Raw genomic sequence first — 24737 nt, forward strand, 5'->3', positions numbered from 1 at the left:
TTTCTGCGATCCGGCCAGTCCGTGGCAGCGCGGTACCAACGAGAACACCAACGGGCTGCTACGGCAGTACTTCCCCAAAAGCACTGACCTGAGTGTCTACGGTCCAGCCGATCTTGAGCACGTCGCGCAGGAACTCAACGGCCGTCCACGCAAAACGCTCGGCTGGGATACCCCAGCCGAGCGTTTGCGTGATCTAATCACCACCAACTAACAGCAGTGTTGCGCCGACCCCTTGAAACCGCCGTACTCTGCCGGGGCCGAATCAGTGTGTCGGGTCGGTGATCGGAGGTTGGTCACCAACTCCGATGTGGTTCAACCGACGCGTTGCGTCAACCAGGTCACCTCGGCGCCCGCGCCGCCCATGCGGTACGCCTCGAGAGCGTCGTCCCATGCGGTACCGAGCGCGGCTTCGAGTTCGCCGGCGAGTCCAGCGCTGTCCGGCTGGGCCTCGATCAGCGAACGCAGTTGCATCTCGCCGATGATCACGTCGCCGTTGGCGCTCGTCGATCCGCGCCACAAGCCAAGTCCCGGAACATAACTGAATCGCTCGCCGTCGACGCCCTCGCTGGCATTCTCGGTCACCTCGAAGCGCAGCGACGACCACTCGCGCAGCGCATTCGCCAGCCGCGCAGCAGTACCCACCGGACCCGTCCAGTCAACGGTTGCCCGTTGCATGCCGGGTTCGGCATCCTGGGCGGACCACTTCAGGTTGGCCCGCGCATTAAGGGTCGACGACAGAGCCCACTCCACATGCGGGCACAGCGCGGCCTGCGCTGAGTGGATGTACACCACTCCGGTCGTCATGTCCGCAAACTGATTCAGGTTGCGCACCTTGTTCACCTCCGTTGTCGACGAGGAACGTCTTCCCCAACACACCTCGCGACACCGGATATCACACTCGTGTTGTTTATTGTGCCTGATGTTGTACGTGTTGCGCTAGTTTCCGAAGGTGATTGGTGTGAATTACTGATTCACCCACCAGCCCATAGCGTCAGTCGTCCGCGACGAGAGTGTCTACGACGGCGTCGTTGAACTCGGTCCACAGCGGTTTGGCCCAGGCTCCGAACGGCCGGTCTGTCAACACGACGCAGGCCGCGGCCAACTCCGGATCGACCCAGAGATAGGTTCCCGACTGTCCGAAGTGCCCGAACGTCGACGGCGAGTTACGTGTGCCCGTCCAATGCGGCGACTTGTGCGAGCGGATCTCGAATCCCAGGCCCCAATCGTTCGGCTTGTGCTTGCCGTAGCCGGGCACGAAGCCGTCGATACCCGGAAACCACACCGCATGCGCCGAGTCGGCGAGGTCCGACGAGAGCAGGCGTGGTTGCAGCAGTTCGGCAGCGAAAACGGCAAGATCGTCGACGCTCGATCGTGCTCCGTGGCCGGCAGGTCCGTCGAGCGTCGTCGACGACAGTCCAAGTGGTGCACACACCGCCTCGGCGAGATAGTCGGCGAATGCGATGTCGGTCGCCGACTCGACGGTCTCGGCGAGCACTTCGAAACCCGCACTGGAGTAGATGCGCTTCTCACCCACTCCTGCCTCGACGTTGCGAGTGTCAAAGGCGAGCCCCGAAGCATGTGCGAGGAGATGAGCGATGGTCGCGCCGGGCGGCCCGGCCGCGTCGTCGAGTTCGACGGCGCCCTCCTCGACAGCAACGAGAACCGCCTCGGCCACCAGGAGTTTGGTGACCGAGGCGAGCTCGTAGATACGGGCGGTGTCCCCGTGTGCGACGACCCCCTCCGGAGTGACGATTGCCGCGGCGACATTGTCGACCGGCCAGGAATCGAGGGCCTCGAGAACACTCACGGGGACCTACGTTACCGGTAGACGACGATCAGTGATCCTCGTCGGTGTAGCGGATGACTCCGCGAATGTTCTTGCCGTCGAGCATGTCCTGGTAACCCTGGTTGATCTGATCAAGCCGGTACTGCCGGGTGATCATGTCGTCGATGTTGAGTTTGCCGATCTTGTACATCGAAAGCAGTTGCGGGATATCGAGCTTGGGGTTCGCGCCACCAAAGATGCTGCCCTGCAGGTTCTTCTGAAGCAGTGTGAGCATCGACAGATTCAACGTCACGTCGGACTCGAGCATGTTCCCCATGCCGGTAAGCACGCATGTACCGGCTTTCGCGGTGATGCCCATCCAACTGTCGACATCCTTGCCGTGTACCTCTCCTACTGTCACGATGACCTTGCGGCACATCGCACCGTGAGTGGTCTCGGCGATCGCTCCCGCAGCCTCGTCGATCGACGCAAACGCCGCCGTCGCACCGAATTTCAGCGCCTGCTCGCGCTTCCACTCGACCGGGTCGATCGCGAAGATGTTGCGCGCTCCCGCGATCACCGCACCCTGCAGTGCAGCGGTTCCGACGCCACCGACGCCGACGATTGCCACGTCTTCGCCGGGGCGGACATCGCCACTACGCGTCGACGACCCGTAGCCGGTGGGTATACCGCAGCCCACCAACGCCGCCACCTCGAACGGGATGTCCTTGTCGATCTTGACCACCGACGCCTCGTGCACCACCATGTACGGCGCGAACGTGCCAAGCAGCGTCATCGGATAGACGTTCTCGCCCTTCGCAGTGTGGATGCGGAAGGTGTTGTCGGACACGGCTTCACCCTGCAGAAGCATCGCGCCGAAGTCGCACAGGTTCGCCAGACCCGACCTGCACGACGGACACTTGCCGCACGAAGGGATGAAGGAGAGGACGACGTGGTCGCCGACCTCGAAATCGGTAACACCCTCACCGAGCTCTTCGATGACGCCCGCACCCTCGTGGCCGCCGAGGATCGGGAAGCCCGCCATCGGGATGCCGCCGGTCATGAGGTGATGATCGGAGTGACACATTCCGGCTGCTTCCATCCGGATCTTGATCTCGTGCGCCTTGGGATCACCGATCTCGATCTCTTCGATCTCCCACGGCGAGTTCAGTTCTCGCAGCAACGCACCCTTGGTCTTCATTCATGTCCTCCGCTTGTTGTCGTACACGCGCAGCGTGCCGTTGGTGCCGGCACGGCCTGGCGTCCCTACTGAGACGATAGTCACTTTTCGTCGGAAATGGAACGTGTTCTACTTTTGTGGCGCGATCAGTTGGCCAGACCCTCGTCTTTGCTGCCGTAGCTCTCGCGCAGACGCGGCTTGACGACCTTGCCACCCGCGTTGCGAGGTAGTTCTTCGACGAGAACGATGTCCTTGGGCTGCTTGAACCGCGCCAGGTTCTCGTCGAGGTACGACTCCATCTCCTCGAGGGTGAGGTCGGCGCCGTCGACCGTCACCACCACGGCGACGGGCACCTCACCCCACTTAGGATCGGCCCGTCCGATCACAGCCGCCTCGGCAATCCTCGGGTGGCCGTAGAGGACGTTCTCGACCTCGGCGCAATAGATGTTCTCGCCGCCCGAGATGATCATGTCTTTTGCCCGGTCGACCACGTAGAGGAATCCCTCATCGTCGCGACGCACGAGGTCGCCGGAGTGGAACCAGCCTCCGCGGAAGGCATCCTGCGTGCCCTGCGGGTTCTGCCAATACCCGAGCATCATGTTCGACCCGCGGTACACGATCTCGCCGACCTCGCCGTCGGCGACGTCGTTCATCATCGGGTCGACGACGCGCGCGGTGACCGCCGGAACCACCTTGCCGATCGACCCGATCTTGCGCAGCGCGTCGGCGCCGTCGAGAACACAAGTGATGGGCGACATTTCGGTTTGTCCGAAAACCGCGACGTTGAGCGCGTCGGGAAAGGTCTCGTTCATCGCGTTCAGCACGGTGTCCGACGCTGGTGCGGCCCCCCAACTGATCACGCGGAACTTCACGTCCCGCGGTTTCGCCTGCTGCGCGGCGCAGACCGCCTGCCACTGCGCGGGCACGAGGAAGATCGACGTGATGCCCTCACGCTCACACATGTCGAGCATGTCGTCGGGGTCGAACGCGCCGAGAGGATGGATCACCGAGGTCGCGCCCATGTAGAACAGCGGTGCCATGGCACCGATCCCCGCGATGTGGAACATCGGTGCGACGCCTGCGCCGATGTCGTCACGTCGGGTGTGCAGTGCCTGTAGACAGGTGAGCGCCTGTGACTGCATATTCGTGTGAGTCAACATGGCACCCTTGGGTTTTCCCGTCGTCCCCGACGTGTACATGATCAGGGCAACGGTCTCTTCCGGGATGTCGATCTCCGGCAGGTCCGACGCGTCCTCTGCGATGAGGTCGGCGTAATCGAGATGCGCATCGTTGTCCGAACCGCCGACAACGATCACCTGGTCCACGTCGCCGGTCGCTGCGACGACCGCGTCGGCCAACGGAGCCAACATCGTCTCGGTCACGATCGTGCGGGCACCGCTGTCGGTCACGAGGAAGGCGATCTCGGCGGGACTCATCCTCACGTTGACCGGCACCGGAATCGCGCCGATGATGTTGGCGCCCAGGATCGCTTCGACGTACTCGGTTCGGTTGAGCAGGACCATCAGCACCCTGTCGCCGAAACCCACTCCCCGACGACTCAGCGCAGCGGCGAACGCATGAGTGCGCTCGTCGAGCTGCTTCCACGTCGTGGCACCCAAGAACTTGAGCGCGGGAGCGTCTGGCTGCATCAGCGCATGCCTGCGGACCTGGTTGTTCCAGTGGTTGCGGCGAGAACGCAGCGGCTCGGTATTGAGATCTTGCCCGGAGTCGACGGTCGCGGTCATGGAAACTCTCCTCGGTTTTCTCGACGTCAGTGACGGCGTGTGGTGCTGAACGCGGCGATGGCCGCCTGGAATTCGTCTGATTGCAGCAATCGGGTCTGGCCGTCGGTCTCGCGCGTGAGAGTTGCCTCGAACCCCGCGAGGGTGTTGGCGTCGAGCGCGGCCTTCGCCAGTCGCAACGCCTGCGTCGAACTCTGCGCGAATCGCTTGGCGACGCCCGCGATCTCGGCGTCGAGCGCGGTTCTGTCGTCGACGAGTCCGCTGATCAAGCCAGCGTCGAATGCTTCTGGCGCAGGCAACTTTTCGCCGAGAAGGACCAGCCGATTGGCGCGCGCCCGACCGATCGCGGCCGACACCGTCGCGGTCGCCCCACCGTCGGGCATGAGCCCGATGTTGGTGAATGCCAGAAGAAAGTAGGAACGTCGGGTCGCGAAGGTGAGGTCGGAGGCGAACGCCAGCGATGCACCGATCCCGACGGCGGCGCCGTCGACGGACGCAACAACCGGAACCTCGACAGAGCGCACGGCACGAGCCAACGCCGACCCTCCGCCGATCACAGAGGCCGCACTCCGCTCGTCGATGCCACCGTTCTCCGACGCCCGGGCAGCGATGTCGCGAATATCGGCGCCGGTGCTGAAGTGTCCTCCTGCGCCGTCGATGATCACCGCGCGTATGTCGTCCGCAGCGCATCGGATGGTGAGGAAGTCGATCAGCGCGCTCGAGGCGTCTCCGTTGAGCGCATTCATCCGTTCCGGACGATCGATCGTGACGCGGGCGATCCCCCGATCGTCAACCTCGGTCCTGATTCCGGTAGCGATTGAGGCGTCAGACCCTGCGCCACCAGTCGCCCGATTGTCAGACACAGCCCACCCCGTCGCTCGCCGATCGCGTGATCATGCCGCCACCATACATGCCAATGAGATGTAGACCACAGGAATTGCGATTAACTTAGCAAACTCATACGACGCCGCTACCTCCAGTTTTAGACGATTCAGCAATTTCTTCTCTAGCGAAGCCGCTCTCGCTCTACTCTGGACCGATGAGCAGTCAGCCCTCGACTGACCACCCTCCGACACACATCAACGGACAGCCACGTCGACGCCCCGCCGACCGCCGATCGCTGATTCTGCGTACCGCAGCACAGGAGTTCAGCGACCGCGGATACCACGCGGTGCGCCTCGAGGAGATCGCCGACATCGTGGGAATCTCGGCCCCCGCGCTCTACCGCCACTTCCCGACGAAATACGCACTCTTCGCCGAGGCCACCGGACTGCTCGCCGGCGAGCTGACCGAGGCACTCGAGACATCGCAGAGGGATCTCGAGTCGGCACTGACCGCTCTCGCACAATCGGCCATCGACCACCGCAGGACCGGTGGCCTCTACCGCTGGGATCAGCGCTATCTCGAGGGCGATGACGCCACGAAGGTAAAAGTCGTTCTCGTGGAACAGCATCGGCGAATCCGCGCAGCGCTTCTCGATGCACGCCCGAACATCCCCCGTCCCCACGCCGACCTTCTCGTCGCGGCGATCATCAGTGTCGTGGCAAGTCCGACCACACATCGGACTGCGTTGGCAGACCGAGAAATTCGCCGACTACTCGTCGCCACCGCGCTCTCGCTGGCCGACGTCGCGCCGCTGCTCGCCGCCGACGCCTCAGTCCAGCGCCCGCCGTCCGGGCTGGCGCCGGCGTCGAAACGCGAACTCATACTCACCGGATCGATCTCACTGTTCTCCGCACGAGGCTTCCGGGAGGTCACGATCGACGAGATTGCCGCTGCCGCAGGCATTCCCGCATCCGGCGTCTACCGCCACTTCGAGAGCAAAGCCGCGATACTGTCGGCGGCATTCTGGCGAGCGTCCGACCGCGTCAGTGCCGCCACTTCCGACGCACTCGCGGCGTCGACGACCAGCCGCGCAGCGCTCGAGTCGCTCGTTGCCCGCTACGTACGACTCTTCGTGCGCGACAACGCGCTCGTGACGGTCTACCTGAGCGAGATCGGGCACCTGGCCCCGTCGGAGCGCAGCGCGTTGCGACGCCAGCAACGCGCCAACGTCGACGAGTGGGCCGCATGGGTCACGCGCGACCGTGGCGACGCGATCAGCCGTGGACAGGCCCGCTTCCTCGTGCACGCGGCACTGAACGCCATCTCGGATCTGCTTCGACTACGCCGCCCACCAACCGCCGAGCAGGTCACCGCGATCGGCTGCGCCATTCTCGAAGGCCCCCGGCAGGGCCCACAGCAGCGCTGACGTGCTGGCTGCCTGATGTCAGACGGTCGCCAGATCGTCGAGCAACCACGTGCCGTTCCGCTTGGCGAGCGTGATCTCGACACGCGATTGGTACGGGATGCCGTCAGGAACCTGCGCGGCGATCTCCGACGACTTCACCGTCTGATCCAATGCCACGAGGACCACCGCACGGTCGGCAGTCACCGATTCGATCCCCGCGCGCTGCGCCTTCGACGTCGACACTCCCTTGGCGTTCGCGTTGCCCTTGCGCGCATCCTGCGACGACGCGATATAGGTCTTACCGAACTCCGGGGTGGATATCTGCGTGATTCGACGATCGAGATCGCCGTAGTCGGCGGGGTCGTAGGTGGTCAGCTCGACGGCGTAGCGACGCGCGGTGTCGAGGACTGTTGTGCGATCGGCATCCGACGGTCCTGCGTCAGACGCTCGGCGATCTGCCTGCGCGTACAGGTACGCGAGTACCCCGGTCGAGATCGCGAGGACCACCACGAACGATGCCAGCACACCGACCAGTAGCCGCCCGCGGCCCGGGCGCGTCGCTCGTGCGGCGCTCTCCGCCTCGGCTCCCACGCCACCGCTCTTCTCGCCGCGACTCTTCTCAGTACGGCCACTCGTGGTGTCGAGTTTGCGTGGCACCCGGTCGGCGGCCTCGGCGCGCAGTTGTTCACGCCTGCTGCGATTCGCCGCGAGGAACTCATCTCCGTCGAGTGGCGAGACGTCGGCGCTGGTCGGCCCGGCGCTCTCGGCCTCCACGCTGTCCTCTGCCTGCACACTCTCCTCGGCCTGCACGCTCTCCTCGGCCTGCACGCCGTCGTCGGATGGGATTCGCGATTTGGGCATGGCAACCAATCTAGCCATCGATTGTGTGGTCCAGACCACGGCCCGACATATCACATATATGATTTAGCCAGAGCAGCCTACGGGCTTCGCATATCGAGAGGACAACAGTGAACTTCACTGAGGAACAGCGCGCATTCGCGACGTCTGTCGCCGATTTCTGCCAACGCGAGGTCGGTACCCGTGACCAGCGCAATCGCTACACAAAAGACGGGAGGGAGCTGCACTCGCGCGAGCTTTACCAGAAGATGGCCGACCTCGGCTGGGCGGGCATCATGTTGCCCGAAACCTACGGCGGGTCGGGCGCCGGCAATGTCGAGATGTGCATCCTGCTCGAAGAAGCGATGCGCGGCATGGCACCCATCGGCGGGATCGGGCCCACCTTCATCACCGCCCTCGCCTACAACCGATTCGCCGACGACCAGCTCAAGAAGGAAGTCCTGACCGGGGTCGTCAACGGCGATGCGCTGTCGATCTCGATGTCGGAGCCCGAGGCCGGTTCCGACGTCGCCAACCTCACGTGCCGTGCCGAGAAGGTCGACGGCGGGTGGGTCATCAACGGGCAGAAGACCTGGTGCTCCAACGCACACTTCGCACGGTCGATCCTGCTGATCGCCCGCACCTCGAACACCGGCAAGAAGCACGAGGGAATCACGCAGTTCCACATCCCTGCCGACACACCGGGTTTGGAGATCAAGGGCATCGACACGCTCGGCGGTCGAGAGGTCAACGATCTCTACTTCACGGACTGTCGAGTGCCCGACTCGGCGGTCGTCGGCGAGGTCGGCAACGGCTGGAATCAACTCATGGCCGGACTCAACACCGAGCGACTCATCCTCGCGGCCATGCAACTCGGTGTGGCCGAGCGATCATTTGCCGACACACTGGCGTTCATCACCGAGCGCAAACAGTTCGGGCGTCCCATCGGGTCGTTCCAGGTTCTGCGGCATCGCATGGCCGACCTAGCCACGGAGATCGAGTGCACCAAGCAACTCGTCTACTCGGTGGCTCAACTCGCCGACGACAATCCCACCAAGCTCCTCCCCCGCGAGGCGTCGATGGCGAAACTCAAAGCCACCGAAACCTCCAAGCGCATGACCATCGATGCCATGCAGATGATGGGAGGCTACGGCTACGCAACGGAATTCGACGCCGAGCGCTTGATGCGTGGTGCGATCATCTCGACGGTCTACGGTGGCACCAATGAGATCCAGCGCGACATCATCGGCAAGACCTTCGGACTCTGACGGATCGAGGGCGCCGCGACGGATTCCTCGGCGCCCTCAACTGTCCGAAGAGGTTGCCGCACACCTGAGACACCGCATCATGACCGCCGACATCAGACCCGGCGAATTCATCAGGCTCGACGACATCGCGGCCGAGCTGGGCGTCAGTGTGACCCCTGTGCGCGAGGCGTTGCTGACCCTGCGTGGCGAGGGCATGGTCGACCTCGAGCCGCACCGCGGATATCGGGTCGGTCCGCTCGACCGTGTCGACGTCGACGACCTGTTCTGGTTGCAGGGCGAGATTGCGGTGCGGCTCGCTCTGCGCACCGCAGCCGCGGTGACATCCGACGACCTCGACGAGTTGCAGTGGTGGACGCGACGACTGCGCACAGCAGTCGAGAGTGGCGATGAGAATGGCGTCATCGAGGCGGAGTTCGAGTTTCACCGCGCGCACAACGTCATCGCGGGAGGCACCAAGTTGGCATGGTTCCTCCTCGCGGCCACGCGGTACACACCCGCACGGCTCTACGCCAACGACCCCGAGTGGGGCCACACCGCGGTCGACAGCCATGAACGACTGATCGACGCCTACCGTTCATCCGACGTCGACGAGGCGGTGGTGCAGACACGTCGCCAATTCACCGATGGCGCAGCACGTTTGACTCGCCACCTCGAACAGAGCGGCATCTGGGGCGCAACCGACTCAGACCGAACCCAGGTCTGACGCGACCCACTGTTGTGGTCGCACAACGACTTTCGTCTGCTTACCGTGCTCGGAGGTGGCGAATTCGACGTAGCCCGCGACTTTCTCGGCAGGCAGGTACCGCGTCGCCATCTCGACGAGATCGTCCTTGGTTCCGTCGACGTAGTCGATCACCTGACCCGACACCGCGGCGTAGGCAATCGTTGGCGAGACCACCTCGGCCATGACAGTGCAGCGCCCGGCTGCACGCAACAGCGAGATCTTGCGTGACTCGGCACCTGTCAGAAACCAGAGGTCGCCGCCGGGACTGTACTGATACCAGATCGGCACCACCAGGGGGGCGCGGTCGGCGCCCGCCTCTATCGAGAGCGCGCCGATGTGCGGCTGCGCGAGAAATGCTTGCCGTTGTTCCTTGTTCATCGCCATGACCCGAGGCTAGTGATTTCCTCCGTCGAGCGTCGGCACCCAGTTCTACGGCCGCAACTCAGTGGGCGAGCTTGAGTCCCACCACGGACACGATGATGAGAAAGATCAAGCCGGCCTTGATCAGGGACGCTGATTCCGCACCGGTCACCATCGCATACGTGACTGTCAGCGCGGCTCCGATACCAACCCAGATCGCGTAGGCGGTGCCAGTTGGCAACTCCCGCAACGCAAACGCCAGCCCGGCCATCGATCCGATGAGCGCGACGGCGAAGACAATTGTGGGGACGATCTGGGTGAACCCGTGCGACTTACCGAGAGCAGTCGCCCACACGGCCTCGAGAACACCAGAAATGATCAACACGATCCACGACACGAGACGTCGAACCTCCGAGCGCCGTCTTGTCGCTGGCCGGGTACGGCGCGCCTCGTCCGGTTGTCAGCATTGACAATGTCAATACTAGCAAATCGGACACCCGAAAATTCCTGGCGCGAGACGCTACTCCGACGAACCACCCTTGCCGACTGCGACCACTCCCGCCCCCACCACCACGATCGCAAGGCCGAAGATCGTGTAGAGCCACGCGGCGACCCCGCCACCGTAGTTGTCGATGTCACCGATACCTGCAGCAGCGAAGATGAGTCCCATCGCGATCGCCAGTCCGGGAAGTACATAGAAGAGCGGTGAATGCGTTGACACGGCGTTGACCTCCTCGACACTCCACCTTCCGTCGCTGACCGACGGAAGTGTTGGTCACGATCAACGTTAGAACCAGCTCCACGCCCACGACAGGGTATTTGGTCGAGTCTCCGCACTCCGAAGGACAAAACAAGAAAGGCCCGGCGGATACCGGGCCTGACCTGCTCTAACTCTGCTCCCCCAACTGGACTCGAACCAGTAACCGTTCGATTAACAGTCGAATGCTCTGCCAATTGAGCTATGGGGGATTGCTCTCGATTCGGGCGCCGCGAACAGCACCAGAACCGAACGCTGACTCTAGCGTATGGACTCACGTCAGGACAAAACGGCTGGTCACGGGGGTGCGAGGCAGAGCCGGTCTGGCGACGTCCCGGACACAAGACATCACATCGTCTAGTAGCACCATCGTGCCTTTCCGGAGATGCAGTGCGATAGGGTGTCAGCGCTGGCCCGGGTAGCTCAGTTGGTTAGAGCCGTCGACTCATAATCGATAGGTCGCGGGTTCAAGTCCCGCCCTGGGCACGCCCAACCCCTTCCCGCAGATCCGAGTGCGGGAAGGGGTTTCGCGTCTCAACGCCTCGAACCGCCCGCCCGGTGACCCGACCCACATTCGCGCCACCACGAGCTGAGAATTTCGGTCGCTTCGCTGTCGCAGCGCAGCCGTCGAGCCGCAATCCCGGGGCACAGGAACTAGGGGAAGCGTTCTTTCCGCGGGTCTCTTCGGTTTCCCCGCGCAACTTCTGGCGGAAGGGTCAGCAACCCGAGGAAGGATTCCTTCCCCTACTTTCCGTCGGGCGGGCGGCCCGAGAGCCGTGCAGTTCGACGCCGCGCGACGTCGAGCGGTCGTGCAGCTCGACGTCGAGCCGCGATCCCGAGGCGCAGGAACTAGGGGAAGCGTTCTTTCCGCGGGTCTCTTCGGTTTCCCCGCGCAACTTCTCGGGGACAGGTCAGGAACCCGAGGAAGGATTCTTTCCCCTACTTTCTGCGGGGCCGCCCCGGCCCGACTAGCCGTGCCGCCCTGCCCCGAGCAGCCCAACCCCCCGCCCGGTGACCCGACCCACATTCGCGCAACCACGAGTGAAACCTCGCGTCAACTGGCCGATCGGTCAGGTGTCGCCCCATACTTTCGGTAGGCCATCGAGCCGAGAATTCCGGTCGCTTCGCCGTCGCAGCGCCGCCGTCGCCCACTGTCCGAGCCCGAGGAGGCGAGCTGATGAGTGCAGACCACATCTGGGGACGCCCGCGCCCAACGCCCGACCGCTGCGAAGGCCCCCACACGTACTCCGGTGGCTGCCGGTACAACTCCGAGGATCCGCACCGGCCGATGTTCCCCGAGGAACTGCGACCAGGCGGCAGGCTCAACGCCGCCTGACCACCGTCATCCGACGTCGACGACAGGGTCGACGGCCTGCTCGAGCAGACTGCGTCGATACGCCTCCAACGCCACGAGGTCGCCGAATACCGCGTGATAGCCGTCGGGGTCGTCACCCGGGGCCATGCGGCGCAGCCGTGACTTGATGTCGGCGATCTGCGCGCCCACCCAGACCTCCTGCAGTCGGGCCAGCACACTGCCGATGTAGCGCGAGATGTTCTGCTCGCTGACCGGCATCGGTTCGACGGCGAGTTCGGTCACCATCGGCCCGACGACGGGGTTGTCGACCTCGTGGTTGACGGCGTCGATCCACTCGGTGCCGCCCATCCCCGACGACGTGCCACCCAACGCCGACATCGCATTTCGGACGCCGGTGTAGGCGGGTTCGGTGAAGCACTCCTCGGGCAGCGAATCGAAGACGGTGCCCGCGATGGCCGGGTATTGCAGTGCCGCCTTGAGCGCCTCGCGCTGCGGCCAGAGGCGGGGGTCATCCGGGTTGGGTCGCCCGGGTCCCGGCGCCTTCTCCGCTTCGGGACGGTCACGACGCATCTGCCGCCCACGCCCCGACGCCGATGCACGTCCGCTCACCCGAGCGACGCGCGCACCCTCCTCACGGACCCGCGCGAGAACCTGCCCGACTTCTTCCCAGCCGACCCAACCGGCGAGTTGACGGGCGTACTCGTCGCGCAGCGCCACGTCTTTGATCCGGGCCACCACCGGCACCGTGTCGCGCAGTGCGTGGACGCGACCCTCCGCGGTGTTCAGATCGAACCCGGCCAGCAGGGCCTTGATCGCGAACTCGAACATCGGCACTCGACGCGCGATCAGATCCCGGACCGCGGCGTCTCCCCTGTTCTGCCGCAACTCGCACGGGTCCATGCCCTCCGGCGCGATGGCGACGAAGGTCTGACCCGCGATGGATTGCTCGCCTTCAAACGCCTTGAGCGCCGCAGCTTTTCCGGCCGCGTCGCCGTCGAAGGTGTAGATCACCTCACCGCGGAAATACGAGTCGTCCATCATCAGACGACGGATTAGCGCCAGGTGATCCTCACCGAATGCGGTGCCACACGAAGCGACAGCAGTCGTCACCCCCGACAGGTGCATCGCCATCACGTCGGTGTATCCCTCGACCACGACGACCTGATGACTCTTGGCGATGTTCTTCTTGGCGTGATCGAGCCCGAACAACACCTGAGACTTCTTGTACAGCATGGTCTCCGGCGTGTTCATGTACTTGCCGAGGTTGTCGTCGTCGAACAGCTTGCGCGCACCGAAACCGATGATGTCTCCACCGAGATTGCGGATCGGCCACAGCAGACGGCGATGGAATCTGTCGATGGGGCCCTTGCGGCCCTGCTTCGACAGGCCGGCTGCCTCCAGTTCGGCGAACTCGAAGCCCTGCGACAGCAACGCCTTGGTCATCGTGTCCCAGCCTGCGGGGGCGTAACCGCAGCCGAAGGCCGACGCCGCAGCGGCGTCGAAGTTCCGTTCGGTGAGGTAGTCGCGCGCAATCTGCGCGTCGGGGGTTCGCAACTGCTCGGCGTAGTACTTCTGCGCGGCGGCGTTGGCAGCTACCAAGCGGGCGCGGGTTCCGCGATCACGTGCGACCGACGTCCCGCCACCCTCGTAGTGGATCTGATATCCGATCCGGTCGGCGAGTTGCTCGACGGCCTCGACAAAGCTGACGTGCTCCTGCTTCTGCAAGAAGCTGTAGACATCGCCACCCTCGCCGCATCCGAAGCAGTGGAAATGACCGTGATGCGGACGGACGTGAAACGACGGCGTCTTCTCGTCGTGGAAGGGACACAGACCCTTGAGTCGGTCGGCACCGGCCGGACGCAATGCGACGTAGTCGCCGATGATCTCCTCGATGCGTGTCTGTTCACGGATTGCCGTGATGTCACGATCGGGAATTCGGCCTGCCACGTGCCCAGTGTAGTGACCTCTGCGGTTCGCCTCGTCCGCTACATCCACAAGCGCGCGGACCGACCCCGAACACGCACGGCTTCCGACGACGGATCGGCTACGGTCGAAAGCGGGGGGCCGAGTCGTCGCACCGAGGAGTACCTATGGCTACATCGTCGTTGTCCACCGCAGAGCAGGCCCGACTCACCAGCGGCAAGAACTTCTGGCAGACCAAGTCCGAGGGCGACCTGCCGTCGATCGCAATGACCGACGGCCCGAGCGGACTGCGCAAACAAGAGGGCTCCTCCGACGCGCTCGGCTTGTCGGAGAGCGTTCCCGCGACCTGCTTTCCGCCCGCTGTCGGACTCTCCCAGACCTGGAACCCCGACCTTGCCGACCGCATCGGCAAGGCCATCGGCACCGAGGCACTCGCCCGCCAGGTCTCGGTCGTTCTCGGCCCCGGCATCAACCTCAAACGCTCCCCGCTCGGCGGCCGCAACTTCGAGTACTACTCCGAGGATCCGTTCCTGTCGGCGGCATTCGGCGAAGCATGGGTGCGCGGCGTGCAGAGCGTCGACGTCGGTGCGTCGCTCAAGCACTTCGCGGCCAACAACCAGGAGACCGATCGCATGCGGGTGAGCGCGGCAATCGACGAGCGCACACTGCACGAGCTATACCTTCGAGCGTTCGGCCACATCGTCCGCACCGCACGACCCTGGACGGTGATGTGCTCGTACAACCGCATCAACGGTGTCCACGCGAGCGAGAGCCGCGAGCTACTCACCGGAATCCTGCGAGACACTTGGGGATTCGACGGCGTGGTGGTCAGCGACTGGGGTGCGGTGGTCGACCGCGTCCGCTCGGTGGCCGCCGGACTCGACCTGATGATGCCGTTCGGGGGCGACGAACTCGACGACGACGTGGCGGCCGCTGTGGATGACGGCCGCCTCGACCCGCAGGCACTGCAGGAGTCTGCCGACCGGATGATCGCGCTCGTCGAACGAGCAGCACCGCACATCCGTTCGGAGAACGGCACATTCGACGTCGACGCCCATCACTCGCTGGCGCGTGAGGCGGCCGCGCAGGCGATCGTGTTGTTGCGCAACGACGACGACCTCCTCCCCTTCGACAGCTCCGAAAAGTTGGCCGTCATCGGCACGATGGCCGCGCAACCGCGCTATCAGGGCGGCGGGTCGTCGAAGGTCAACGCCACCAAGGTCGACATCCCGCTCGACGAGATCAAGCGGCACGCCGACTCCGAAGTCGTCTACGCCGCCGGATACACCACCGACGACAACGATTCCCAGAACCGCAGCGACCTGATTTCCGATGCCGTCGCCGCGGCGCGATCCGCGACCAACGTCGTGCTGTTCCTCGGACTCGCCGAGCACCAGGAGTCAGAGGGATTCGACCGGACCACCATCGACCTTCCCTCCGATCAGCTCGAACTCGCAGGGGCGGTACTGGCCGCGAATCCCCGTACGGCCGTGGTGCTCTCACGCGGCGGAGTGCTCCGCGTCGCACCGCTCCTGGCGCCCGCGATCCTCGACGGCGCGCTCCTCGGACAGGCGGGCGGAGGCGCCATCGCCGACGTTCTGTTCGGCAGCGTCAATCCGTCCGGGCGACTGTCGGAGACCATTCCGCTGCGTCTCGAGGACAACCCGAGCTACCTGAACTTTCCCGGCGAGTTCCAACACGTCACCTACGGCGAGGGACTCTTCATCGGCTACCGCTGGTACGACGCGCGCAAAATGAACGTCTCCTATCCGTTCGGACATGGCTTGTCCTACACCGACTTCGACTACCGCGACCTCTCGGTCACCGAGAATGCCGACGGCCTGACCGTCGAGGTGACCGTCGCCAACGTCGGCAAGGTCGACGGACGCGAGGTCGTGCAGGTCTATTCAGGCATCGAGACGTCGTCGGTCTCGCGGCCGGTGCGCGAACTGAAAGCGTTCGCGAGCGTCGACGTCAAGGCGGGCGACGAGCAGCGCGTGACCATCAGCGTGCCGCGAGATGTGTTGGCGTACTGGGATGTTCGCGTCCACGATTTCCTCGTCGAAGGCGGAACGTATCGGATCGACGTGGGAGCGTCGAGTCGCGATATCCGCGTGCACGCCGACGTCGAGGTCAAGGGAGACGAGATCTCCGTCCCGCTGACCACCAATTCGACGATCGCCGAGGTGGTTTCGGTCCCCAGCGGCAAGGACGCGTTGACCGAATTGGTCAAGAGCTCCTTCCCCGACGTCACCGAGGCCGACGGCCCGGGGCTGCTCGCCATGATCGGCTCGGTGCCTGTCGACAGACTGCCGGAGTTCACCACGGGCGCGGTCACCAAGAAGGCGCTGGCGGAAAAGCTCGACGCCGTCAACGCCGGGAACTCATCCGCCCAGTAGTGTGCAGCCCAGCAGTCTCAGCCCAGGTGCGCCTGGGCGCCGGAGTTCTGTTTGTCCATCCGTTCGAGGCGTCCCTCGGTCATCGAGGCGATCTGGTCGACGATGACACGCAGTCGCGCGGCGTCGGTCTCGGCGGCCTGCCAGGTCGGAACGAAGATCGGATCGAGTCCTCCGGGAGCCGCGGCCATCAACCACCCCGCGACCCGGTGGATGCGCTCGCGTTGGCGGGCCTGGTGCGACTTGTGGCGTTCGTTGGAGAAGATGAATCGCAGCGCCAAGGTCTTGAGGATCGCAACCTCGGCAGCGATCAGCGGTGGCACGGTGAGGTCGGCGTCGTAGCGAGAAATCGAGCGCCCGCCGACCTGTTCTCGGGTACCCGTGATGGCGGCGGACGCGAACCTGCCGATGAGTTCACTCGTGAGTCTCTTGAGCCGTACAGACGCGTCGAGACTGCCGTCGAACACCCCGACCGCCCGCACGATGTCCATCTGCGAGAGCCTGCCCGCGGCGTCGATCAGCGGTTCCGGTTCGAGCTCGGGAAATTCTGCGACACCTATCGCCGCCAGCGTGCGTTGATCGTCCGGGTCGCCGAGTGACCGGAGATCGATGCGGTTGGCGATGACGCCGTCTTCGAGGTCGTGGACCGAATACGCGACGTCGTCGGACCAGTCCATGACCTGCGCTTCGATACACTGCCGATCGCCGGGCGCACCCTGCCGAACCCACGCCAGGGTGTCGGCGTCGTCGTCGTACGCACCGAACTTGCGGGCCGGCGGCCGACGCAGCCACGGGTATTTGAGGGTCGCGTCCAACGACGCGCGGGTCAGGTTGAGACCCGCGGACGCGCCGTCGGCGTCGAGAAGTTTCGGTTCGAGCCGCGTGAGGATGCGCAGGTTCTGCGCATTGCCCTCGAACCCGCCGATGTCGACGGCGACCTCGTCGAGCGCTCGTTCGCCGTTGTGTCCGTACGGCGGATGCCCGATGTCGTGGGCGAGACCTGCGAGTTCGACGAGGTCTGGCTCGCAGCCGAGACCGATCGCGATCCCCCGCCCGATCTGCCCGACCTCGAGCGAATGCGTGAGACGGGTACGCGGAGTATCACCCTCGCGTGGTCCGACGACCTGGGTTTTGTCGGCGAGCCGACGCAGTGCGGCCGAATGGAGTACGCGCGCACGGTCGCGCGCGTACTCGCTGCGGTGATCTGTCCTGGTGCCGGGCAGGCTGGCCGTCTTCGCGCCCTCGCGAACGATGCGCTCGACGGCCTCCTCGCCGTACTCGGCAGTCGGAGGTATACCGGTCCGGCCAGAGAGCGGGGTACTAGTCAAGCACCCAGCCCCGACCGACCGCGAAGTCGGTGACGCGCTGACGGATGGCGACGATCTGCTTGGCAGTCAGGTCGCCGGAGGCGTCGAGGAGCAGTTCGGTGATCTCCTCGGTGAACGCCGCTGAGTCGAGTGACCCGCCGCCTCCGCGCGGACGTCGACGGTCGGCCCCGTGTGAGCGATCCGAACCGTGTGAGCGACCGTGGTGATCGTGCGAATCGCGACGATGCGGGCGCCCCGATCCCGACTCGTCGGCCGGCGCTTCTTCGGTGACCGCGACGTTGACCGCCTTGGCCCCGCGATCGGTTTCCTCGATGTCGAACGAGACCTTGGCACCCGGCTTCAACGAATCCTCGTCGATGTCGATGTCATTGATGTGCAAGAACACATCGGCACCGCCCGACTCCGGGGCCAGGAATCCGAATCCTCTATTCGTGTCGTAATGCACGACTTTCCCGCTGACCGCCACGACTCCACTCACTCTCCTCGCCGCCCGGTCGGACCCCGTGTCCGGCCACGCACGGCAAACTCTCCTCAATTGTGACAGACCACCGCAGGTCAGGCCTACTCAACGACCGACCCGCGACCCGTAGACGTCACGCCCCGAGCAGTTTGCTCCCGAGATATTCGACGACGCGGTCCAAGGCGATGCGCTCCTGGCTCATCGTGTCGCGTTCGCGAATCGTGACGGCCTGATCGTCGAGGGTGTCGAAATCGACCGTTACGCAGAACGGTGTTCCGACCTCGTCCTGCCTGCGGTAGCGCTTGCCGATCCCCTGCGCGTCGTCGAAGTCGACGTTCCAGTACTTGCGCAACTCTGCGGCGAGATCCTTGGCCTTCGGTGACAGCTTCTCGTTGCGCGAGAGCGGCAGCACCGCCACCTTCACCGGGGCAAGTCGACGATCGAGGCGGAGCACAGTGCGGGTATCGGTGCCGCCCTTGGCATTCGGCACCTCTTCCTCGGTCAGCGCGTCGCACAGGAATGCCATCACCGAACGGGTCAGACCGGCCGCGGGCTCGATCACGTACGGGGTGTAGCGCTCGCCCGTCGCCTGATCGAAGAACGACAGGTCTTCACCCGAATGCTTGGCGTGGGTGGACAGATCGAAGTCGGTGCGATTGGCGACGCCTTCGAGTTCGCCCCACGGGTTGCCCGAGAAGCCGAACTTGTACTCCACGTCGACGGTGCGCTTGGAGTAGTGCGACAGCTTTTCCTTGGGGTGGTCGTAGAGCCGCAGATTCTCCGGATTGATACCGAGATCGGTGTACCAGGCGAATCGCTGATCGATCCAGTACTGGTGCCATTCCTCGTCTTCACCCGGCTTGACGAAGAACTCCATCTCCATCTGCTCGAACTCGCGGGTGCGGAAGATGAAGTTGCCCGGGGTGATCTCGTTGCGGAAACTCTTGCCGATCTGCGCGATACCGAACGGCGGCTTCTTACGCGAGGTCGTCATGACGTTCTTGAAGTTGACGAAGATTCCTTGCGCGGTCTCCGGACGGAGGTAGTGCAAGCCCTCCTCGTCGTCGACAGGTCCCAGGTAGGTCTTCATCAGACCGCTGAACGCACGCGGCTCGGTCCAATTGCCCGGCTGCCCCGTCTCCGGGTCGTTGATGTCGGCAAGACCGTTCTCAGGAGGGTGGCCGTGCTTGAGCTCGTAGGCCTCGATCAGGTGATCGGCGCGGTAGCGCTTGTGGGTGTAGAGCGATTCGACGAGCGGATCGGTGAAGACCTCGACGTGACCGCTGGCTTCCCACACGGGCCGCGGGAGGATGACCGACGAATCGAGTCCGACGACGTCGTCGCGACTGGTGACCATGCTCCGCCACCACTGCCGCTTGATGTTCTCCTTGAGCTCCACTCCGAGCGGCCCGTAGTCCCACGCCGACCGTGTCCCGCCGTAGATCTCGCCGCTCGGGTACACGAGACCCCGACGCTTGGCGAGGTTGACGACGGCTTCGACTTTGGCAGGGGCAGCATTCGACGGGCGGGAGGCCACAGGGATCTTTCTCCACGGACGTTGGGACAGGTCACAAACTTCTCGCCGACGCGCAGGCCGGCAACCCTTACAGCCTAGCCGTCGGCCGACGACGCCTGACCAGCGCCGTCGAGCATCCCCTGGTGCGGCCAACGCAACCAGTGGGGCGTCGACCACAAATGACAACCACTTCCTTTAAGATGGAGGGATGGGAACTCGCGGCCAGTGTTCAGAAGACCTCGGCTCGCGCAGCGTCGGCGCCCGCGATGTTGCTGCGCGCGAGGCCGCCAGCGACCTGCTCAGAGCACTCGCATCGCCCATGCGGATCGCCATCGTGTTGGCACTGCAGGAAGACGCCCGCTGCGTGCACGAGCTGGTCGGCTCGCTCGGCGTGAGCCAGCCCCTGGTCAGCCAGCACCTGCGCGTACTGAAGGACGCGGGCGTCGTGCGCGGTGAACGCAACGGCCGCGAAATCATGTACTCGCTGATCGACGACCACCTCGCACACATCGTCACCGACGCCCTCACACACGCGACCGAACCGCGTCCGACGACGCAGCCGACTAGTCCGGATGCGCCCGCCGCGAACACTGCAGCCGCGAACACGGCAGCCACTAACACCGGGGCGCCATCGACAACTCACAGCGACGAAGCGGCCCGATGAGCAGCACCGACACCACGGCGACGACCGACACCGCAGCACCCACCGACACCGCGGGCCGCGAGCGTCCCGTCACCGGCATCCGTTCCACCCGGCAACGCGCGGCAATCGCCGACGCACTGTCGGAAGGCGACGACTTCCGCTCGGCTCAGGAACTTCACGAGCAACTCAAGGCGCGTGGCGAATCGATCGGATTGACCACCGTCTATCGCAATCTGCAGGCACTGAGCCAAGCGGGTCAGATCGATGCTCTCTGGGACGGTTCGGGCGAGATGCGCTACCGGAACTGCTCGTCGGTGCATCACCACCACCTGGTGTGCCGGGTGTGTGGAACGACGGTCGAGGTCCAGGCGGAGCCTGTGGAGCGCTGGGCGTCGAAGATCGCGGCAGAACACGGATTCAGCGACATCCACCACACCGTTGAGGTGTTCGGAGTGTGCGCCGACTGCCGCGCCGCACGCTGACACTCCGCGGAGATCAGCTCGCGTCGACGAGCTTGCGGGCGATGTCGTCGCCGCCGGAGAGCACGATGTGCAGCACCGTCAGCAGTGGGATGTCGGTGAGGCCGTCGACCGGAAATGTGTAGTACTGCAACACATCTGTGGTGACGCCGGTCAGATCGGAGCGTCGTAGGTTACCGAAGCTCAGCGTCGCGTCCAGTTCTTCGACGTCGGAACGGAGCGCGTCGGTGTTGGGAAGGTTGAGCGCGAGCAACTGCGCCACCGAGACCACCTGAAGGTCGTCGGCCAGCGCGATGACGCGAACCGACGCTCGCGTCGAGCCGACGGCCACAACCACCGATTCTGCGTCGGCGTCGGTGACGTCGCCGATCTCGGTCAGGAGCGCGGCCACCCTGTCGAGGAGAACCTGTTGCGCGGCAGAAGAATTCGGGCCCGACTCATTGCTCATCGACTCATCGCTCACCGACTACTCACGCTCACTCCGTCGTCATCACGCCGCCGAAGCGACGGTCGCGAGACGCGTACTCGACGCACGCTGCCCACAGGTCGCGGCGATCGAAATCGGGAAACAGCTTCTCCTGATAGACCATCTCGGCGTAGGCCGACTGCCAGAGCAGGAAGTTCGAGATGCGCTGCTCCCCCGACGGACGCAGGAACAGGTCGACGTCGGGCATATCGGGCTCGTCGAGATACTTCGCGAACGACGCCTCGGTGATCCGCTCGGGATCGAGCTCGCCCGCCGCGGCGCGTCGAGCGATCTCCTTTGCCGCGTCGGCGATTTCGGCTCGTCCGCCATAGTTCACGCACATCGTCAGGGTCATGACCGTGTTGTCCTTGGTCAGTTCCTCGGCCACCTCGAGTTCTTTGATCACGCTGCGCCACAGGCGTGGTCGGCGTCCGGCCCAGCGCACGCGCACGCCCATCTCGTTCATCTCATCGCGACGGCGTCGGATCACGTCGCGGTTGAAACCCATCAGAAACCGGACCTCGTCGGGGCTGCGCGACCAGTTCTCCGTCGAGAACGCGTAGGCCGACAACCACGTCACGCCCATCTCGATGCAGCCACAGACGGTGTCCATGAGGACCGCCTCGCCACGCTTGTGCCCCTCGGTACGCGGCAGTCCACGCTCGGTGGCCCACCGGCCGTTGCCGTCCATCACGAGCGCGACGTGGCGTGGGATCAGTTCGGCGGGCAATGCGGGCGGCGTAGCGCCGCTCGGATGCGGGTCGGGTGGACGAACCGCGCGTCGTTCCTGTGCTGCGGCTTGCTTTGCCCGTTCATCCCGAGCCGCGGACCGCGACCGTAGCGCCATCGCCGGCTCCTCTCACGTTCGGTGAAACCAGACTATGAGGGGTTGCGCGTTCGATGAGCGGCAGGGTGCGCAATTGGCGCTCGAGGTGCCATTGCAGATGCGCGGCGACCAATCCGCTGGCTTGACGTCGTAGCGATTCGGTCGCGTCCGCGGTGTGTTCCCACTGCCCCCGGTACAACGAGTCCATGAGGTCGAGGACGCCGGGCGACGGGGTCGCGGCTCCCGGCGGACGACAGTGCAGGCACACCGCACCACCGGCAGCGACGTGGAACGCCCGATGCGGGCCAGGCGAAGCGCAGCGTGCACACACATCCAACGCGGGCATCCAGCCTGCACAGTGCATTGCCCTGAGCAGGAAGGCGTCGAGGATCAGCCCTCCCGGCCGTCGATCATCTGCCAGCGCCTCGAGGGCACCGACGGTGAGGCGGTGCAACTGCGCGGCGGGAGCACGTTCCTCACCGGCAAGGCGTTCCGCAGTCTCGAGGACGGCGCACGCCGTGGTGTAGCGGGCGTAGTCGGCGACGATCGCGTCGGCGAACGCGTGGATCGAATGGACCTGTGTGACGACGTCGAGGTTGCGTCCCGGATAGAGGTGCACGTCGACGTGGGCGAACGGTTCCAACCGGGCACCGAACTTCGACCTCGTCCGTCGCACGCCCTTGGCGACCGCACGCACCAATCCGTGCTCCGCGGTCAGCAACGTGATGATGCGGTCGGCTTCACCGAGCTTGTGCTGGCGCAGCACAACCGCTTCATCCTGGTAGAACCTCACCGTGCCATTGTTCCACCGGCGACCGACATGGCCCGCCGAGACATGCCGCTAACCGCTGCCACTTCCGGAGTCGCCCGGCTCACGCTCGTGGGAGCCGACATGAGTGCCTGCCGTCGCCTCTCGCTTGCGGGCGCTGGCGCCCGCGACCCCGGCCACGTGCTGGGGTGCAGGCGTGGTGATCGTCGGGAGGCTGCCGCTTCCGCCGTCGAAGATCTTGGCCATCCGCGGCGTCAGGCGCATGCCGCCGGGGAAGCGATGCCAGCCCTTGTGGTCGTAGAACTTGGTTCCCGCCCAGCCGAGCAGTCCGCCCACGATCAATCCGATGATCGTCTGGATCACCGCCCGGCCGAGGCCGGCATCCCAGTCGGCATCGAAGTACAGGATCGAGCGAACCCCGAGGTACACCAGATGCATCGGCTCGACCGACGCGATCCAGGCGAACAGTCGTGGACTGGCCTCCAGCGGCACGGTGCCACCCGACGACGGCAGGCCGAGAATCACGAAGAACACCAGATTCAGGATCAGACCGGGGTTTCCGAAGACGGCCATCGCCGACGCCGCCGACACACCGACGGCGAAGATCACCAACACCGAATACGTCCACAACACAAACGCGTTCGGTAACGAGGTCCCCACCGCCGTACAGACACCGATGTACAGCGCCGACTGGATGAACGCGATCAGCAACATGATCGTCCACTTGGCGGCGAGAGTTCCCCAGCGCGAGATCGGCAGTCGCAGACGCAGTTGGTAGAAGGGGCCGAATTCGATGGGTGTCTGGCCGAGCGCGGCGTCGACCACGATGCTCACCATCATCGCGCCGGTAAAACCGGCGAGAATCAGCAGCAGTGTGTAGTAGAACGCCGACAATCCGTTTCCGGAGCCCTCGGGCAGCGGATTGGGTTCGACGGTCCGCACGTCCACCGGTTGCGAGAGCGCGAGTTGCGCTGCGCCGCTGAACGGTACGTTGGCCTTGGCGAGTTGCTCTCTGACCGACTGCGTGAGCTGGTCGCCCACCTGCTTGTTGACCTGCGTCGACACCCGCTCAGAAAATGTCGTCGTGATAGCCGAGGCGAAGGTTCCCGACCCGCGATTGATGTAGATGTCGATCGGCAGCTTCTCGGGCTTGGCCTGCAGTACCGCCGATTGGCCAAGTGCCACAGCCTTATTGGTGAAGTTCGGGCTGATGATCACGACGCCGTAGACCTTGCCCGTGTTCAACTCGTTCAGCGCGGTGGTGCGGTCGGTCTTGTGCACCGCGATTCCACTCTTCGCCGCTTCGTCGATGATGCCCTTGGCGATCTGATCGCCGTAATTCTGTTTGTCGGTGCCGCCGTCGGCGTTGGGGACCTCGCCCCCGTTGTCCTGGTTGGTCAAGGCGATCGGGAAATCGTGCAGATTGCGTTCGGGATCGGCGATCGCGCCCATGTACAGCGCCGCCATGAACGACATGATGACGACGACGAGCAACACCGGGAGGAGCCAGAACTTGGGCGCACCGAGCACCTCGGAGATGGTGCTGACCGCCTGCTCCTCGTGCGGGTAGCCGTCAGCGCCGGTCTGCTCGGTGCGACTCTCGTCGGTGCGAGTGCCCCCACCGTGACTGTTCTGACCGTGACTGCTCTGATCGTGACTGCTCTGATCGTGACTGTCCTGCGTCGAATCGACCGAGTCGGCTGGTGCCGTTTCGTCCGATCCCTCATGCTTGCCCACCGTCGTACCTCCTGAA

Annotated in this window: 25 protein-coding genes, 2 tRNA genes and 1 riboswitch; of the genes, 9 read left to right on the top strand and 18 right to left on the bottom strand. The window is 64.6% G+C overall.

The window, feature by feature from the left end:
• Window positions 1–211, top strand: a 211-nt coding sequence (locus GOSPT_RS12095) for an IS30 family transposase (RefSeq protein WP_005206475.1), incomplete at its 5' end; no start/stop codon positions are given.
• A 101-nt stretch (window positions 212–312) separates the two neighbouring features.
• Here GOSPT_RS12095 and GOSPT_RS12100 read toward each other — a convergent pair.
• The 5 genes from GOSPT_RS12100 to GOSPT_RS12120 form a co-directional block, all read right to left on the bottom strand.
• On the bottom strand, window positions 313–831 hold the full coding sequence (locus tag GOSPT_RS12100; protein WP_005206476.1) for a DUF3145 domain-containing protein: 519 nt from the start codon (window positions 829–831) through the stop codon (window positions 313–315).
• 160 nt (window positions 832–991) lie between these two features.
• The gene (locus tag GOSPT_RS12105; RefSeq protein ID WP_005206477.1) at window positions 992–1807 is read right to left on the bottom strand and encodes a serine hydrolase domain-containing protein; all 816 of its coding nucleotides are present in this window, start codon (window positions 1805–1807) and stop codon (window positions 992–994) included.
• Between the two features lie 28 nt (window positions 1808–1835).
• Complete coding sequence (locus GOSPT_RS12110) at window positions 1836–2966, bottom strand: NDMA-dependent alcohol dehydrogenase (RefSeq protein ID WP_005206478.1); 1131 nt, start codon at window positions 2964–2966, stop codon at window positions 1836–1838.
• A gap of 125 nt (window positions 2967–3091) precedes the next feature.
• Window positions 3092–4690, bottom strand: coding sequence for a fatty-acid--CoA ligase FadD5 (gene fadD5, locus GOSPT_RS12115; protein ID WP_005206479.1), 1599 nt, complete (start codon window positions 4688–4690; stop codon window positions 3092–3094).
• A 26-nt stretch (window positions 4691–4716) separates the two neighbouring features.
• Window positions 4717–5550, bottom strand: coding sequence for an enoyl-CoA hydratase-related protein (locus tag GOSPT_RS12120; protein WP_051993871.1), 834 nt, complete (start codon window positions 5548–5550; stop codon window positions 4717–4719).
• 176 nt (window positions 5551–5726) lie between these two features.
• Between GOSPT_RS12120 and GOSPT_RS12125 the strand changes: the two genes are divergently transcribed.
• Window positions 5727–6938 carry a TetR/AcrR family transcriptional regulator gene (locus tag GOSPT_RS12125; protein WP_005206481.1) on the top strand — a complete coding sequence of 404 codons (1212 nt, stop codon included), beginning with the start codon at window positions 5727–5729 and terminating at the stop codon, window positions 6936–6938.
• Between the two features lie 18 nt (window positions 6939–6956).
• Here GOSPT_RS12125 and GOSPT_RS12130 read toward each other — a convergent pair whose 3' ends face one another.
• On the bottom strand, window positions 6957–7778 hold the full coding sequence (locus GOSPT_RS12130) for an Rv1363c family protein (RefSeq protein WP_005206482.1): 822 nt from the start codon (window positions 7776–7778) through the stop codon (window positions 6957–6959).
• A 107-nt stretch (window positions 7779–7885) separates the two neighbouring features.
• Here GOSPT_RS12130 and GOSPT_RS12135 point away from each other — a divergent pair, with 107 nt between their 5' ends.
• A complete protein-coding gene (locus tag GOSPT_RS12135; RefSeq protein ID WP_005206483.1) occupies window positions 7886–9022 on the top strand; it encodes an acyl-CoA dehydrogenase family protein in 1137 nt (378 codons plus the stop codon).
• Window positions 8979–9725 (top strand): GntR family transcriptional regulator, encoded by a 747-nt coding sequence (locus GOSPT_RS12140; RefSeq protein ID WP_082965621.1) that lies wholly within the window; start codon window positions 8979–8981, stop codon window positions 9723–9725. The genes GOSPT_RS12135 and GOSPT_RS12140 overlap by 44 nt, the downstream gene beginning before the upstream one ends.
• On the opposite strand, the gene GOSPT_RS12145 is transcribed toward GOSPT_RS12140, so the two are convergent.
• The 4 genes from GOSPT_RS12145 to GOSPT_RS12160 form a co-directional block, all read right to left on the bottom strand.
• Window positions 9705–10130: a pyridoxamine 5'-phosphate oxidase family protein gene (locus GOSPT_RS12145; protein WP_005206486.1), complete on the bottom strand. Its 426-nt coding sequence runs from the start codon at window positions 10128–10130 to the stop codon at window positions 9705–9707. The genes GOSPT_RS12140 and GOSPT_RS12145 overlap by 21 nt on opposite strands.
• 58 nt (window positions 10131–10188) lie before the next feature.
• On the bottom strand, window positions 10189–10503 hold the full coding sequence (locus GOSPT_RS12150; RefSeq protein WP_005206487.1) for a DMT family transporter: 315 nt from the start codon (window positions 10501–10503) through the stop codon (window positions 10189–10191).
• Window positions 10504–10518: 15 nt separating this feature from the next.
• Window positions 10519–10582, bottom strand: a riboswitch (guanidine-III (ykkC-III) riboswitch).
• A gap of 44 nt (window positions 10583–10626) precedes the next feature.
• Window positions 10627–10827 (bottom strand): hypothetical protein, encoded by a 201-nt coding sequence (locus GOSPT_RS12155; RefSeq protein ID WP_005206488.1) that lies wholly within the window; start codon window positions 10825–10827, stop codon window positions 10627–10629.
• A 175-nt stretch (window positions 10828–11002) separates the two neighbouring features.
• Window positions 11003–11075, bottom strand: a tRNA-Asn gene (locus GOSPT_RS12160).
• 200 nt (window positions 11076–11275) lie between these two features.
• Between GOSPT_RS12160 and GOSPT_RS12165 the strand changes: the two genes are divergently transcribed.
• Together GOSPT_RS12165 and GOSPT_RS23900 are read left to right on the top strand one after the other, a co-directional pair.
• Window positions 11276–11349: transfer RNA gene (locus tag GOSPT_RS12165), tRNA-Ile, on the top strand.
• A gap of 691 nt (window positions 11350–12040) precedes the next feature.
• A complete protein-coding gene (locus GOSPT_RS23900) occupies window positions 12041–12199 on the top strand; it encodes a hypothetical protein (RefSeq protein ID WP_168431277.1) in 159 nt (52 codons plus the stop codon).
• A 6-nt stretch (window positions 12200–12205) separates the two neighbouring features.
• Here the strand turns inward: GOSPT_RS23900 and dnaG are convergent, their stop codons facing one another.
• Entirely contained in the window at window positions 12206–14125 is a 1920-nt protein-coding gene (gene dnaG, locus GOSPT_RS12170; protein WP_005206489.1) for a DNA primase, read from the bottom strand.
• A gap of 143 nt (window positions 14126–14268) precedes the next feature.
• On the opposite strand from dnaG, the gene GOSPT_RS12175 reads away from it, so the two are divergent.
• A complete protein-coding gene (locus GOSPT_RS12175) occupies window positions 14269–16500 on the top strand; it encodes a glycoside hydrolase family 3 C-terminal domain-containing protein (RefSeq protein ID WP_005206490.1) in 2232 nt (743 codons plus the stop codon).
• A 17-nt stretch (window positions 16501–16517) separates the two neighbouring features.
• Here GOSPT_RS12175 and GOSPT_RS12180 read toward each other — a convergent pair whose 3' ends face one another.
• From GOSPT_RS12180 to GOSPT_RS12190, 3 genes are all read right to left on the bottom strand, one after another.
• On the bottom strand, window positions 16518–17825 hold the full coding sequence (locus tag GOSPT_RS12180; RefSeq protein ID WP_005206491.1) for a deoxyguanosinetriphosphate triphosphohydrolase: 1308 nt from the start codon (window positions 17823–17825) through the stop codon (window positions 16518–16520).
• On the bottom strand, window positions 17818–18291 hold the full coding sequence (locus tag GOSPT_RS12185; protein WP_005206492.1) for a cold-shock protein: 474 nt from the start codon (window positions 18289–18291) through the stop codon (window positions 17818–17820). The genes GOSPT_RS12180 and GOSPT_RS12185 overlap by 8 nt, the downstream gene beginning before the upstream one ends.
• Window positions 18292–18418: 127 nt before the next feature.
• Complete coding sequence (locus tag GOSPT_RS12190; RefSeq protein WP_005206493.1) at window positions 18419–19822, bottom strand: glycine--tRNA ligase; 1404 nt, start codon at window positions 19820–19822, stop codon at window positions 18419–18421.
• 187 nt (window positions 19823–20009) lie between these two features.
• Here GOSPT_RS12190 and GOSPT_RS12195 point away from each other — a divergent pair, with 187 nt between their 5' ends.
• Window positions 20010–20465 (top strand): ArsR/SmtB family transcription factor, encoded by a 456-nt coding sequence (locus tag GOSPT_RS12195; RefSeq protein ID WP_005206494.1) that lies wholly within the window; start codon window positions 20010–20012, stop codon window positions 20463–20465.
• Entirely contained in the window at window positions 20462–20926 is a 465-nt protein-coding gene (locus GOSPT_RS12200; protein WP_005206495.1) for a Fur family transcriptional regulator, read from the top strand. Before GOSPT_RS12195 ends, GOSPT_RS12200 begins: the two co-directional genes overlap by 4 nt.
• A gap of 13 nt (window positions 20927–20939) precedes the next feature.
• On the opposite strand, the gene GOSPT_RS12205 is transcribed toward GOSPT_RS12200, so the two are convergent.
• The 4 genes from GOSPT_RS12205 to GOSPT_RS12220 are packed head-to-tail and all read right to left on the bottom strand — an operon-like array spanning window position 20940 to window position 24721.
• Entirely contained in the window at window positions 20940–21371 is a 432-nt protein-coding gene (locus tag GOSPT_RS12205; protein ID WP_005206496.1) for a hypothetical protein, read from the bottom strand.
• Window positions 21372–21399: 28 nt separating this feature from the next.
• Window positions 21400–22236, bottom strand: coding sequence for an isoprenyl transferase (locus GOSPT_RS12210; protein WP_005206497.1), 837 nt, complete (start codon window positions 22234–22236; stop codon window positions 21400–21402).
• On the bottom strand, window positions 22202–23008 hold the full coding sequence (gene recO, locus GOSPT_RS12215; RefSeq protein ID WP_039855844.1) for a DNA repair protein RecO: 807 nt from the start codon (window positions 23006–23008) through the stop codon (window positions 22202–22204). The genes GOSPT_RS12210 and recO overlap by 35 nt, the downstream gene beginning before the upstream one ends.
• Before the next feature lie 48 nt (window positions 23009–23056).
• Entirely contained in the window at window positions 23057–24721 is a 1665-nt protein-coding gene (locus GOSPT_RS12220; RefSeq protein ID WP_005206499.1) for a YhgE/Pip domain-containing protein, read from the bottom strand.
• Between the last annotated feature and the right edge of the window lie 16 nt (window positions 24722–24737).

The organism is Gordonia sputi NBRC 100414 (assembly GCF_000248055.1).
Taxonomy (GTDB): domain Bacteria; phylum Actinomycetota; class Actinomycetes; order Mycobacteriales; family Mycobacteriaceae; genus Gordonia; species Gordonia sputi.